11 protein-coding genes and 1 riboswitch are annotated in these 14,019 nt (G+C 67.1%); of the genes, 5 read left to right on the forward strand and 6 right to left on the reverse strand.

What is annotated here, in order from left to right; genetic code table 11:
- Positions 1-27 precede the first annotated feature (27 nt).
- A complete protein-coding gene (locus TX88_RS23395) occupies positions 28-1,134 on the reverse strand; it encodes an MBL fold metallo-hydrolase (RefSeq protein WP_044520247.1) in 1,107 nt (368 codons plus the stop codon).
- 1 nt (position 1,135) lies between these two features.
- Positions 1,136-1,870 (reverse strand): enoyl-CoA hydratase, encoded by a 735-nt coding sequence (locus TX88_RS23400; protein ID WP_044520249.1) that lies wholly within the window; start codon positions 1,868-1,870, stop codon positions 1,136-1,138.
- A 26-nt stretch (positions 1,871-1,896) separates the two neighbouring features.
- Between TX88_RS23400 and TX88_RS23405 the strand changes: the two genes are divergently transcribed.
- On the forward strand, positions 1,897-3,366 hold the full coding sequence (locus TX88_RS23405) for a carboxyl transferase domain-containing protein (RefSeq protein WP_044520251.1): 1,470 nt from the start codon (positions 1,897-1,899) through the stop codon (positions 3,364-3,366).
- Between the two features lie 61 nt (positions 3,367-3,427).
- Here TX88_RS23405 and TX88_RS23410 read toward each other — a convergent pair whose 3' ends face one another.
- Together TX88_RS23410 and TX88_RS23415 are read right to left on the reverse strand one after the other, a co-directional pair.
- The gene (locus TX88_RS23410; protein WP_044521793.1) at positions 3,428-5,422 is read right to left on the reverse strand and encodes a YhgE/Pip domain-containing protein; all 1,995 of its coding nucleotides are present in this window, start codon (positions 5,420-5,422) and stop codon (positions 3,428-3,430) included.
- Between the two features lie 14 nt (positions 5,423-5,436).
- Complete coding sequence (locus tag TX88_RS23415) at positions 5,437-6,177, reverse strand: ATP-binding cassette domain-containing protein (RefSeq protein WP_044520252.1); 741 nt, start codon at positions 6,175-6,177, stop codon at positions 5,437-5,439.
- A 221-nt stretch (positions 6,178-6,398) separates the two neighbouring features.
- A riboswitch (M-box (ykoK) riboswitch) is annotated at positions 6,399-6,571 on the forward strand.
- Between the two features lie 294 nt (positions 6,572-6,865).
- Here TX88_RS23415 and TX88_RS34585 point away from each other — a divergent pair.
- From TX88_RS34585 to TX88_RS23425, 3 genes are all read left to right on the forward strand, one after another.
- On the forward strand, positions 6,866-7,039 hold the full coding sequence (locus TX88_RS34585; protein WP_110918138.1) for a hypothetical protein: 174 nt from the start codon (positions 6,866-6,868) through the stop codon (positions 7,037-7,039).
- 167 nt (positions 7,040-7,206) lie between these two features.
- The gene (mgtA, locus tag TX88_RS23420) at positions 7,207-9,921 is read left to right on the forward strand and encodes a magnesium-translocating P-type ATPase (RefSeq protein WP_044520253.1); all 2,715 of its coding nucleotides are present in this window, start codon (positions 7,207-7,209) and stop codon (positions 9,919-9,921) included.
- Between the two features lie 68 nt (positions 9,922-9,989).
- Complete coding sequence (locus TX88_RS23425) at positions 9,990-10,826, forward strand: VOC family protein (RefSeq protein WP_044521796.1); 837 nt, start codon at positions 9,990-9,992, stop codon at positions 10,824-10,826.
- On the opposite strand, the gene TX88_RS23430 is transcribed toward TX88_RS23425, so the two are convergent.
- Positions 10,807-11,205 (reverse strand): hypothetical protein, encoded by a 399-nt coding sequence (locus TX88_RS23430; RefSeq protein WP_044520254.1) that lies wholly within the window; start codon positions 11,203-11,205, stop codon positions 10,807-10,809. The two genes, TX88_RS23425 and TX88_RS23430, sit on opposite strands and share 20 nt — an antisense overlap.
- A 100-nt stretch (positions 11,206-11,305) precedes the next feature.
- Between TX88_RS23430 and TX88_RS23435 the strand changes: the two genes are divergently transcribed.
- On the forward strand, positions 11,306-12,388 hold the full coding sequence (locus TX88_RS23435) for an asparaginase (RefSeq protein ID WP_110918139.1): 1,083 nt from the start codon (positions 11,306-11,308) through the stop codon (positions 12,386-12,388).
- Positions 12,389-12,399: 11 nt separating this feature from the next.
- Here TX88_RS23435 and TX88_RS23440 read toward each other — a convergent pair whose 3' ends face one another.
- Positions 12,400-14,016 carry an AMP-binding protein gene (locus tag TX88_RS23440; protein WP_044521800.1) on the reverse strand — a complete coding sequence of 539 codons (1,617 nt, stop codon included), beginning with the start codon at positions 14,014-14,016 and terminating at the stop codon, positions 12,400-12,402.
- Positions 14,017-14,019: the final 3 nt, after the last annotated feature.

Raw genomic sequence — 14,019 nt, forward strand, 5'->3', positions numbered from 1 at the left:
AACGTCAGTTTGCCACCGCCGGGGCGGTCAGAACTCCCACCACGGGTCGAGCGCCGCAGATTCGGCGTCCACCCGCTGCCCCGGGCGCGGCACCGCGATCTGCACACCGGCCGGGTCGGCCGCCGTCAGCAACCGCCGCACCGGATCCGCCCACGGGTGCGGGGCCAGCCGGAACGTCGCCCAGTGCACCGGCACCAGCAAGCCGGAATCGGTGACGTCCAGGTGGGCACGCACCGCTTCCTCGGGATTCATGTGGATGTCGGGCCAACTCGGGTGATAGGCCCCGACCGGAAGCAGGGTCAGATCGAAAGGCCCGTGTTCCGAACCGATTTCGGAGAAGCTCTTGGTGTAGCCGGTATCCCCGCCGAAGAACGCCCGGTGCTGCGGCCCGATGAAGGCCCACGAGGCCCACAGCGTGGTGTTGCGCTGGAACAGCCGGCCGGAGAAGTGCCGGGCCGGCGTGCACACCAGGGTCAGCTCGCCGATCCGGTGGCTCTCGTTCCAGTCCAGCTCGATGATGCGGTCTTCCGGTATCCGCCACTTACGCAGATGGGCACCGATCCCCAGCGGCACCACGAACGGTGCCCGCTGCGTGCGGGCCAGACCCAGCACGGTCTCGATGTCGAGGTGGTCGTAGTGATCGTGGCTGATCACCACGGCATCGACGGCAGGCAGCGCCTCCAGCGGCAGCGGTGGTTCGTGCAGCCGCTGCGGTCCCACCACCCGCGACGGCGAGCAGCGACGGCTCCAGACCGGATCCGTCAACACCCGGTAGCCGTCGATCTCGACCAGCGCGGTGGAGTGTCCGTACCAGGACACCGCGCATGATGCGGCCTCCGCCTCGACCGGTTCGGCCAGCGGGATGGGCCCGGGCGGCCGGGTGGCCGACCGTGGGCCGAACATCTCGGCGATCAGCATGCGCCACTCTTCCCGGCTCATGCTGATCCCGGGCGAGGCCGGCTCGATGTTGACGAACACGCCGTCGGCGTACTGCAGGGACCGCTGCGCCACCGGGCGGATCTCGCGGGGCAGTGCCCCCACCGAGGCATAGGTCCCGTTCAGTGCGCGCAACAACCACCCGCCGGCCAGCAGTGACGCCGACCTCGCTCCCAACCGCAGCGCCGCGCCCAGCACGTCAGGCCCCGGTGAAGTTGGGCGGCCGCTTCTCGATCCGCGCCACCTGCGCCTCGATGACGTCCTTGGACGCCCACGCCTTGTCGAACAGCTCCTTGTGGGCCGGCCACGACTCCTCGTAGGCACCGTCGTCATTGAGCACGCGCTTGGCGTGCTGCAGCGCCAGCGGCGCGAACCCGGCCAGCTCGGCGGCCCACTTCTGCGCGTCGGCCAGCGTGCCGATCCGGTTGGCCATCCCGGTCTGCAGCGCGGTCTCGGCGGTGAGCCTCTCGGCGCCGAGCAGCATGCCCCGCGCCCGGCCGTAGCCGACCAGCGAGGTCAGCCGCCGGATGCTCCAGTTGTCCAGGGCCAGGCCGTACCGCGCGACCGGGAACTGGAAATAGGCGTCGGGGGCGACGACCCGCAGATCGCAGATCATCGAAAGAATCACACCCGCGCCGATCGCCGGGCCGTTGATCGCGCCGATGACCGGAACCGGGGCCGCGTCGATCGCCAGGTTCAGGGCCAGCGCCTTGTCGGGCAGCTTCTCGGCCATCCCCGCAGCGTCGGTCAGGTCGGCTCCGGAACTGAACACCGGACCGGCCCCGGTCAGCACGATGGCCCGGACATCCTGCTCGGCGGCATGCTCGACCGCTTCCCGCAGGGCGTCGACGAGCTCGCAGTTCAGCGCGTTGCGCCGCTCCTCGCGTTGCAGTTCCAGGGTCAGGACATCGCCGTCTCTGGTCACACCAATCATGCGGCCAGCCTATATACGCTCAAGCCGTGAGTCGGATCGGCGCCCGCGCGCTTCGTGATGCAGTGCTCGACGAGGGCTCGTTCCAGAGCTGGGACGCCCCGCCCCTTGAGATCGCCCGTTCTGCGGACTACCAGCACGAACTGGCCGAAGCGTCGGCGAAAACCGGGCTCGACGAATCCGTGCTGACCGGGGAAGGCACCATCTTCGGCCGCCGCGTGGCCGTGGTGGCCTGCGAGTTCGACTTCCTGGCCGGATCGATCGGCGTGGCCGCCGCCGAGCGGATCACCGCGGCCGTGACGAGAGCCACAGCCGAGGGGCTGCCGCTGCTGGCCTCACCGAGCTCAGGCGGGACCCGGATGCAGGAAGGCACCGTGGCGTTCCTGCAGATGGTCAAGATCGCCGCGGCCGTCGAACTGCACAAGCAGGCGCACCTGCCCTACCTGGTGTACCTGCGCCACCCCACGACCGGCGGCGTGTTCGCCTCCTGGGGTTCGCTGGGGCATGTCACCGCCGCCGAGCCTGGCGCGCTGATCGGCTTCCTCGGCCCGCGGGTGTACGAGCACCTGTACGGCGAACCCTTCCCCTCCGGCGTGCAGACCGCCGAGAACCTGCATGCCCACGGCGTCATCGACGGGGTGGTGCCCCTGGCGCTGCTGCGCGACACCCTGGACCGCACGCTGCGGGTGGTCTTGGACACTCCTGTCCCACCTCCTCTTGCTCCCGAGCCTGAACCGCTGCCCGACGTGCCGGCCTGGGAATCGGTGCTGGCGTCGCGACGGCCGGATCGCCCCGGAGTCGGCTATCTGCTGCGGCATGGCGCCACCGACCGGGTGCTGCTGTCCGGCACCGAACGGGGCGAGGCCGCCACGATGCTGCTGGCGCTGGCCCGGTTCGACGGGCAGCCCGCGGTGGTGCTGGGCCAGCGCCACAGCGAGGGCGGGCTGATCGGGCCCGGCGCCCTGCGTGAGGCGCGACGTGGCATGGCGTTGGCGGCCGGACTGCAGCTGCCGCTGGTGCTGGTGATCGACACCCCGGGCCCGGCCCTGTCGATCGAGGCCGAACAGGGCGGGCTTGCCGGCGAGATCGCCCGCTGCCTGGCCGAATTGGTCACGCTGGACACCCCGACCGTGTCGGTGCTGATGGGTCAGGGCAGCGGCGGGCCCGCGCTGGCGATGGTGCCCGCCGACCGGGTGCTGGCCGCCGCGAACGGCTGGCTGGCTCCGCTGCCACCCGAGGGCGCCAGTGCGATCGTCTACCGCGATACCGCACACGCCGCGGAACTGGCTGCCGCGCAAGGGGTTCGCTCGACGGATCTGGTGCGGGCCGGAATCGCCGACGCTATCGTCCCCGAACATCCCGATGCCGCCGACGAGCCACGGGCCTTCACCCAGCGGCTGTCTACGGCCATCGCCGGCGAGCTCGCCCAATTGCGTACGGTGCCCGCCGAGCAGCGATTGCAGACCCGGCTCGACCGCTATCGGCGGATCGGGCTCTGACTCCCAGTGATTTGTGGAGTCTCAGCCGTCACCAGCACGGCTGGAACTCCACAAATCGCTGTCAGACTTCGATCGGCGGGTGCAACCTGTCCATGGTGTACTGCCGGTCTCTTCGGGCGGCCCACGAACTGCCGGCCAGCGACACCACCAGGACACCGAACAGCACCGCGATCGCGATCCACAGCCGGGAATCGATCCCGCCCACGATCAGTTGGCGAAGGCCGTTGACCGCGTAGGTCATCGGGTCGACCGGGTGCAGTATCTGGAACGGTTTGGCCGTGGTCTCCACCGGATAGATACCGCCGGCCGAGACCAGTTGCAGCATCAGGAAAGCCAGCGTCACCACCCGGCCCACCGATACCCCGAACAGTGCGTTGAACGCCTGGATCAGGGCCAGGAACGTGCCCGCGACCAACAGCAGGAACGCCACGGTGGCCAGGGGGTATCTCGCTTGCAGGCCCACCCCGAAGTGCACCACGGCATACATCACCACAACCTGGCAGAACACGATCAGCAAGGCCGGCCAGTAGGAGGCCAGCACCACACGCAGCGCCCCCAACCCGTTGACCACCGGACGGGATTGCAACGGCTTCAACAACATCCAGATGATGAGCGCACCGATGAACAGCGCCAGTGGCAGGAAGAAGGGCGCGAAACCGGTGCCGAACGTGGCGGCCGGATTGTGTGTCTGGATGTCCAGCGCCACGGGAGCGGCCAGGGTCCGCGCCACCTGAGTGCGCTGCTGCGGGGTCCAGGACGGGACCTGGGTCGAACCCTCCTTGAGCGCGGTGGCCAGCTGCTGGTTGCCGGCCTGGAGCTTTTCGGTACCGGCGGCGAGTTCGCCTGCCCCGCTGGACAGTTGACGTCCACCGTTGGTCAGCTGCACCAGGCCGCTGTTGAGCCGCTGGGCGCCCGCGTTGAGTTGGTGCGCGCCGTCGCGCAATTTGACGACGTCGGAGCGCAAACCCCCGGTGACCGCCTTGGTGAGGAACACCCGCAGTTTGCTGTTCGGGTCACCCAGCTCGTTCTCCAACTGGGTGGCGTTGTCCCGCAACCGGATCAGACCCTCATCGGTGGTGGGGTCGAGCCCGCGCGCCTGTAGCAGCCGTTGCGCGCCGGCCAGGAACTCCCCGGTGTCGCGCACTGCGGGGTCGGGGCTGTTGCGCAAGAAACCGACCGCCTGATCGACGATCGCCGATGCCTGGGCCTGATCGATGTTCAGCGCCGCGATCCGATCGGTGGTCGAGCGCACGGCACCAGACAGCCGCTGTGCGGCCATGCCGACCTCGTTGGGGTCCAGGCCAAGTCCGCTGACCCGGTCCAGCACGGTCAGCAACGGATCGGTCGCCGTGTCGACCGACGTCGACAGCTGCCTGGTGCCCGCGGCCAGCTGCGCAGATCCGTCGCGTGCGGTGACCAGCCCCGCGGTCAACGCGCCGGCCCCGGTCGACAGCCGGTGCGCACCGTCATTGGCCGCAGCGCTGCCCGTGGCCAACTGCTGCGCACCGTCGGCCGCCTTGACCAGGCCTGCACCGGCATCGGTCAACCCGGTCAGGACAGTGCCGACGGTGCGTTCACCGATGTTCGCGTTGATCTGGTTGATCACCTCACGCGCCGCGTTCTGGCCGATGATCGAGCCCAGGTAGTTGTTGGCGTCGTTGAACGTGAACCGGACGTTGGCCTGGTGCGGTGAGCCGCCCGACGGCGACGAGATGCTGGTGCTGAAATCCTCCGGCAGCGTGATCGAGAAGTAGTACCTGCCGCTGGCCAGCCCGTCGGCCGCCTCCTGAGCCGAAACCCGGTGCAGCTGAAGCTGACCCGAATCCACCAGCGCATCGGAGACCTCGTCCCCGGCCTTGATCTGTTGCCCATCGGCGACGGTGCCCGTGTCTTCGTTCACCAGTGCCACCGGCACCTTGTTCACCTCACCGAACGGATTCCAGAACGCCCACAGGTACATCGCGCCGTACAGCAGCGGCAGCAGGATGACCGTCACGAGCGCGATCCGCGGCATCGTGCCGCGCGAGAAACGTTTGAGGTCAGTGCCCAACGACATTCCGGCCAGCACGGCTATTCGCCACCTTTCTGCGAACCGGCCAGCTCGGCCGGCGTCGTATTGGGCACTGTCACCTGCGCGCGCATCGCCGCGGCGAGATGGCCGGGCACCCCGTTGACCGTCGCGGTGATCACGGTCTGGTTCTCCCCCAGCGCGATCAGGCGCCCCAGCAGGATGTCCCGGTTGCGGTCATCGGTGAGGTGGTCCAGGTTTCCGACCACCAGCAGCGGCGGGGTCGAGGTGTTGGCCAGCGCGATGCGCAACAGGATCTGATCGAGCTCGGTGAGCCCGTCGAAATACGCCGTCAGCGACGGCAACGGCAGATCGCCGAACACCGGCGCGCACATGGCGGCCAGGGCGTCTTCGTCGGCCCGGCCCACCAGGGTGTACCAGGGTGCATCCCACCGGCGTTGCTCGGTCACCAGGTCGCGCACCGTCACCGACTCGGACACCGTGTCGAGTTCATCGATCCCGGCCAGGGCCGCGGAACGGAAGATATCGGTGGCGCGGGTGCGCCCGAACACCGTCAGCTGACCGCGCGCCGTTTTCATCCGTCCGGCCAGTGTCATCAGCAGAGCGGTGCGACCCGTACCCGCCGGTGCGACCAGCACCGTGACGCCGCCTTCGTCGATGTCGAGGTCGACAGGCCCGTACACAGGGCCCCAGGGACCGTGCATGGTGATCGCGCGTGCAGTTATTGCCGGTGGCTTTTGCTCGTCCTCGCCGGCATCAGGCTCGGGACTTTGCTCAGGCATAGGCACATCACAACACATCGAGCGGGTGCGCACAGGCAACCGCAAACCTCGTTGCCCTGCCGATTCTTGGGTGAACCCTGCGGAAACGCTTGGAGACTTCCGGTGACGGCCGTCACGTCCGATGCTCGACGTGCCATTACCGAACTGACACAACCGATTTGGAAGGCGAGATCTGGCAGCGGACCGTGTTGACAATTGCCCGGTGTAAGGTTCTAATGAAACCCGCGCTTCGTTAGGTGAGGCTCCTATGCGAACACAGGCCACTGATCCGACGACGTCGAGAGACGCCCAGGGTTAGGACAGGTCTTCCCGGCCTAAGGGATGACCCGAAGTGGCTTCCCACCCCTGGTGGGACACGTCGTGTAGTGCCAAAGCTCTGATGAGGAAGTGCTCGCGCCCACCGGCGCGTCTGGCCACGTGCCGACTTCCTCTTCAGCGTGTTTGCATCTGACGGTTGCGTCAAGATCAGCGGCGTTGCGTGCGCCCGACAGCGAGGAGGTGACGACGACATGACGTCGAGTGACAGTCCGTATCCCAGTCCGATTCGAAAACGTCTGTCCATAAACACCTTTCCGCTGTCGATGACCGCCTAGATCCGCCACTCCAGGACGCCGGAGCGCCTGGCGCGGTGGACAACTGCCGCATGCGCATCGACGCGGAGAGCTCCGATTGAACTGGAGTTGATCCCATGCAGCGCAACACCTTTCTTCGTCGTGCCCAGGGTGTGGTCAAGGGCCCCATCGCGTGGATCCACACGCGTGCGTCACTGACCCCGCAGGAGCGGCACAACCTGAGGATGAGCAGCACCCCGGTGGCGGTCCTGACCGCGTCCCTGGGCGGCGGTTCGCATACCGCTCGATAGCCGGCCCATCTCAGATCCGTTCTATTAAGCCATCTTTCACGTCTTCAACCACGTGAACTGACACCTCCCAATACCGCGCGCCACCTCAAGTCTCACCGAATCTCGCCTTGCTCCAGCCGATTCGGTGCGACTTGTGGTGCGCGCTCACCACCGACAGGAGCAGCCAGATGAACACCGCTGTCGACCAGAGCACCCTGACACCAACCGCGCCCGACGGCCGCAGCTTGTCCCTGCGCGCCGCCGCCGAAGCACACAACGAAGTCGAGGTCACGCTGGCGAACGTCGGGGGCCACCTCGACGGCCTGACCACCGAGGACGCCGCCGAACGCCTCGCGGCCGACGGCCCCAACGAGGTCGCCCACGACAAGGCCCCTCCGGCGCTGCTCCAGTTCCTCGAGGCCTTCAAGAACCCGTTCATCGCGGTACTCGTGGTGCTGGCCGCCATCAGCTCGGTGACCGACATCTACCTCCCGATGCGCGACGGCCAGGCCGCGGACTACACCGGTGTCCTGATCATCGTGACCATGGTCATCCTCAGCGCCCTGCTGCGGTTCTGGCAGGAGTACCGCTCGGGCAAGGCGGCCGAAACCCTCAAGGCGATGGTCCGGACCACCGCGACGGTGAAGCGCCGGGCCGCACCGGACGCCACACCCGAACTCGTCGAGATCCCGATGGCCCAGATCGTCACCGGCGACATCGTGCACCTGTCGGCAGGCGACATGATTCCGGCCGACATCCGCCTGCTTGATTCTCGCGACCTGTTCGTCAGCCAGGCGGCGCTGACCGGCGAGGCCCTGCCGGTGGAGAAGTACGACACCCTCGGCGCGGTGGCGGAGAAATCCGCGACCGTGGCCGCCGACGACGAGGCCGGCCCGCTCGACCTGCCCGGCATCTGCTTCATGGGCACCAACGTGGTGAGCGGCACGGCCACCGCGATCGTCGTATCTACCGGAATACACACCTATTTCGGGTCACTGGCCAAGGCGATCGTAGGCTCACGCGCGGAGACCGCCTTCGACCGGGGTGTCAACAGCGTGAGCTGGCTGCTGATCCGCTTCATGTTGGTGATGGTGCCGATCGTGTTGCTGATCAACGGCTTCACCAAGGGCGACTGGCCCGAGGCGTTCCTGTTCGCGCTCGCAGTAGCGGTGGGACTCACCCCGGAAATGCTGCCGATGATCGTGTCGTCCAATCTCGCCAAGGGTGCCGTGGCGTTGTCCCGTCGCAAGGTCGTGGTCAAGCGCCTCAACGCGATCCAGAACTTCGGCGCGATGGACGTGCTGTGCACCGACAAGACCGGCACGCTCACCCAGGACCGGATCATCCTCGAGCATCACACGGACATCCGGGGCGATCGGGACGACAACGTGCTCACCCTGGCCTGGCTCAACAGCTTTCACCAGAGCGGAGTGAAGAACCTGATGGACCGCGCTGTCCTGCACTTCGCCGAGGACACCCCCGAGGCGCTGCTCGCCGCCTCCGCCTACCGCAAGGTCGACGAACTTCCGTTCGACTTCGAGCGACGCCGGCTGTCCGTCGTCGTCTCAGACGTCGACCGGAATCACCTGATGGTCTGCAAGGGCGCCGTCGAGGAGATGCTCGCTGTGTCGACCCAGGTGTGGGACGGCACCACGTGCCGGCCGCTCACCGACACCGACCGCGAGTCGCTGACCGAAACCGCGCGCGACTACAACCGCGAAGGATTCCGGGTGCTGCTGGTGGCCACCCGGGAGATCCCCCGCATCGAACGCACGCACCGCTACCGCATCGAGGATGAGAAGGACCTCGTCGTCCATGGCTTCCTCACCTTCCTCGATCCGCCGAAAGAGACGGCCGCCCCGGCCATCACGGCACTCGCCGAACACGGCGTCACCGTGAAGGTCCTCACCGGTGACAACGAGGTCGTCAGCGCCAAGATCTGTCACGAGGTGGGACTCGACCCCGGGCAGCCCATCCTCGGTCCCCAGATCGACGACCTCGACGACGACGAGCTGAAGCGCGTCGTCGACGAACGAACCGTTTTCGCGAAGCTGACGCCGCTGCAGAAGTCGCGGGTGCTGCGGGCCCTGCAGGCCAACGGGCACACGGTCGGTTTCCTGGGCGACGGCATCAACGACGCACCGGCACTGCGCGATGCGGATGTGGGCATCTCCGTCGACACCGGCACCGATATCGCCAAGGAATCGGCGGACATCATCCTGCTCGAGAAGAGTCTGATGGTGCTCGAAGAGGGCGTGATCAAGGGCCGCGAGACATTCGGCAACATCATCAAATATCTGAACATGACCGCCAGTTCGAACTTCGGGAATGTGTTCTCCGTATTGGTGGCGAGCGCCTTCATCCCGTTCCTGCCCATGCTGGCGATCCACCTGCTGATCCAGAACCTGCTGTACGACATCTCCCAGCTGGCCCTGCCGTGGGACCGCATGGACAAGGAATTCCTGCTCAAGCCGCGCAAGTGGGACGCCAGGAACATCGGTCGCTTCATGATCTGGATGGGACCGACGTCCTCGATCTTCGACATCACCACCTTCGCGGTGATGTGGTACGTCTTCGCGGCCAACTCACCCGAGATGCAATCGCTGTTCCAGTCGGGCTGGTTCATCGAAAGCCTGCTCTCGCAGACCTTGGTCGTACACATGTTGCGAACCCAGAAGATCCCGTTCATCCAGAGCACCGCGGCGCTGCCGGTGCTGCTGACGACCGGGGCGGTCTGCGTGCTCGGGATCCTCATCCCGTTCTCGCCGCTGGGGGCGGCCGTCGGACTGCAGCCCCTGCCGTGGGCGTACTTCGGATGGCTCGTCGCGACGTTGGTGTCCTACTGCGTCGTCGCGCAGACCATGAAGACCATCTACATCCGCAAGTTCGGTCAATGGTTCTGACCAGCTGAGTGCCACCGACCGCGCCGGAGATCGGCGCGGTCGGTGGCATCGGGTGCGACGGTGGGCAGATGACCGAGTCAAGGACCTACCCACCCGGCGTCCCCTGCTGGGTGGACACCGATCAACAGGATGTGGCTGCCGCCCAAGACTTTTACGGTCGGCTGTTCGGCTGGACATTCGAGAACGTGCTGCCCGAGGACGCCGAGGAGAAGTACCTGATCGCCACGCTGGACGGTCACGACGTGGCCGCGATCGCGTCGGCGCGGACCGGGGACGAGATCGCCTGGAACACCTATGTCACGGTGGCCGACGCCGACGCCACGGCGGCCGCGGTGACCGCTGCCGGCGGGACCGTGACGAGCGGTCCCGTCGACGCGGGACCCGGTGGGCGGCAGGCCGGTTGCGCCGATCCCCGGGGCGCGCACTTCAAGCTGTGGCAGCCCCGGCGGCGCCTCGGTGCCCAGCTGGTCAACGTTCCCGGCGCCTGGAATTTCAGCAACCTGCAGACAACGGACCCGCAGGCTGCCGAGGCCTTCTACGGGCCATTGTTCAACTGGGAGTTCGATGTCGCAGGCGGCGCGGCGATGATCCGACGTCCGGGATACGGCGACCACCTGGCCGCCACCATCGATCCCGGCATCAAGGAACGTCATGCCACCCCGGGTACCCCTCCCGGGTTCTCCGACGCGATCGGCTGGACGGGGCAGTTGTCCGACGAGCAGCAGCCCGAGCACTGGCAGGTGGTGTTCGCCGTGGCGAACCGCGACGAATCCGCGGCGCTGGCCGAAAAGCTCGGCGCCACCGTGGTTTCCAGCTCGGACACCGAGTGGACGAACACCGCCCTGATCAAGGACCCGCAGGGCGCGCCGCTGATCCTGAGCCAGTTCATCCCACCGACGGGCTGATCACCGAGCGATTCCGGGTGCGGTAGGTCAGCACCGCCGCGGCGATGATCACCTCGAGCAGGGCCAGCAGCGTCGCCGTCGTCATCATCGCCGAGGCCGGGGCAGTGGCCGCCACGGTGTGGTGATGCATGGGCATCGGGGTGTGCAGGGCGATCATCGCCAGGCTCATCAACGCGATCGTGCACCAGACTGCGGGGGTGCCGTTGCGCCACAGGTGACCCGCGCAGTACAGGCAACCCACGATCATCGCCGCGAGCACCACGGCGGCCACCGGGTTGGCGGTCGCGCCGAGCATCACCACGTGCAGCCCTGCCGAACTCACGGCCAGCAGGGCACACGTCCGGCGCCCGAGAACACTGCAGGCGTGCGCGGCCGACATGGCTCCATCGTCGCAGCAATGGCAAGCCCGCGCTGCCCGAAACGGGTATGGGCCGCGAAAAGCCCGGTGCGTGTTCGTCCACCACCGTAGCGTCTGCCCTATGACCCACTTCAAAGCCCGGCTGACCCGGTCGCCACTGGTGATGGGCACATTCCTTCTCACCGTCGCGCTGATGGCCGCATGTTCGACCAACACGAACTCGACTGATACGACGACGGACACGGCCGGAGGTACCAACGGCGAATCGGCAGCGAGCCGCGTCGTGGTGATCACCACCGGGGGAACCATCGCGACGAGCACCGACGCCAACGGCGTGCGCCGACCGACGGTCAGCGGTGCCGATCTGGCGGCCGGGCTCGACGTCCAGGTCATGGATGTGATGAAGAAGGACAGTTCGCAGCTCACGCCCGCCGATTGGGATGTGATCGGAGCGGCGGCCAAGAAGGCCGTGGCCGACGGTGCTTCGGGCGTGGTGATCACCCACGGCACCGACACGATGGAAGACACCGCGATGTGGCTGGACGTCACCTACAACGGGCCCGCGCCGATAGTGCTGACCGGGGCGCAACGCAGCTCCGACGCCCCGGATGCCGACGGGCCGACAAACCTGCGGGACGCGCTGACCGTGGCGTCCAGTCCCGCCGCGCGCGACCAGGGCGTGATGATCATGTTCGCCGGCGACGTCTTTCAGGCCCTGGGGACCCACAAGGTGAACACCCAGGATCTCCACGCGTTCGGCGGCACCCCGCCGATCGGGTCCGTCGCCGACAACACGTTCAAGCTGGACCACCCCGCGCAGCGGCCGTTCCTCGGTGAAGTGCCCGCGGTCAGTGCACCGCGGGTCAACGTCGTCGCGGCCTACCCCGGCGACGGCCCCGGCCCCATCGATGCCGCCGTGGCCGCGGGAGCACGCGGAATCATCGTGGAGGCACTGGGATCCGGCAACGCCGGTGACGGTGTGGTGGACGCGGTACGCCGGCACGCACCGGCCGGGGTGGCATTCGGAATCTCCAGCCGCGTCCCGGACGGGGAGGTCATCGCCGAATACGGTCCCGGCGACGACATGGTCAAGGCCGGCGCGGTGATGGTCCCCCACTTACGGCCGAGCCAGGCGCGGGTGCTGATGATGGCGGCACTGGCCACCGGTAAGCCGGTGGGTGACGTGATCAAGCGCTGGGGCTGATCACCTGAAAGCTAGCTGTCGCCGAGGCCGAGGAGTTTGACGCTCTCGTCCCGCATGTCGACCTTGCGGATCTTTCCGGTCACCGTCATCGGGAATTCCTCCACGACAACCACATAACGCGGGATCTTGTAGTGGGCCAGCTTCCCGCAGGCGAACGCCCGCAGCGCCTCTGCGTCCAGCGGCGCACGGCCCGGTTTCATCCGGACCCACGCGCAGACCTCCTCGCCGTACTTGGCGTCAGGTACGCCGATCACCTGGGCGTCGTCGATGTCGGGATGGGTATAGAGAAACTCCTCGATCTCACGGGGATAGACGTTCTCACCGCCGCGGATCACCATGTCCTTGATCCGGCCGACCACCGTGCAGTAGCCGTCCTCACGCATCACCGCCAGATCCCCGGTGTGCATCCAGCCGTCGGTGTCGATGGCCTCCGCGGTTTTCGCAGGCTCATCCCAATAGCCGAGCATGACCGAGTAACCGCGGGTGCAGAACTCCCCGGGCTCCCCGCGCTCGACTGTCTCGCCGGTATCCGGGTCGACGATCTTGACCTCGATGTGCGGATGGGCGCGACCGATGGTGGCGGTACGGCGCTCCAGATCGTCTTCGACCAGCGTCTGACACGACACCGGTGACGTCTCGGTCATGCCGTAACAGATCGCCACCTCGGCCATGTGCATGTCGGCCACCACGTGCTTCATCACCTCGACGGGGCACACCGAGCCCGCCATGATCCCGGTCCGCAGTGAGGACAGGTCGAATTGGGCGAAGTCGGGATGCCCGAGCATCGCGATGAACATCGTCGGCACCCCGTACAGCGCCGTGCACTGCTCGGATTCGACCGCGGCCAGCGTGATGCCGGGATCGAATCCCGGTGCGGGGATGACGATCGTCGCCCCGTGGGTCAACGCACCGAGGTTGCCCATCACCATGCCGAAGCAGTGGTAGAACGGCACCGGGATACACACCCGGTCGCCGCGCTCGAAATTGATCAGCCCGCCGACGAAGAACCCGTTGTTCAGGATGTTGCGATGGCTCAGCGTCGCGCCTTTGGGGAATCCTGTTGTCCCCGAGGTGTACTGGATGTTGATCGGGTCGGTGTTGGACAGCTCGCCGGTCCGTGCCCGCAATTCATCCTCGCCGGCCTGCTCGATGTGCAGCCGGTCCCAGTCCAGGGTGCCGAGGAAGATGATGTCTTTCAGCGCCGGACATTCCGCCTGCACCTCGGCCACCATCGTCACGTAGTCGGAGGACTTGAACGCGGTGGCCGAAACCAGGGTCCGAATGCCGGATTGCTTGAGTACGTAAGCCAGTTCGTGGGTGCGGTACGCCGGGTTGATGTTGACCAGGATCGCGCCGATCTTGGCCGTCGCGAGCTGAAGCATCACCCATTCGGCACAGTTGGGCGCCCAGATGCCGACGCGATCGCCCTTCTGCACGCCCAGGGCCATGAGACCACGTGCCACCGCGTCGACCTCGTCGTCGAGCGCGGCATAGGTCCAGTGCCGCCCGGTGGCCACCTCGACCAACGCGTCGGCGTCCGGCCCGGCCGCCACCATGCGTTCGAAGTTCGCCCCGATGGTCTCTTCGAGCACGGCTACATCGGTGGGGCCACGGTCATAGGAACTCATCGC

Source organism: Mycolicibacterium septicum DSM 44393, assembly GCF_000455325.1.
GTDB lineage: Bacteria > Actinomycetota > Actinomycetes > Mycobacteriales > Mycobacteriaceae > Mycobacterium > Mycobacterium septicum.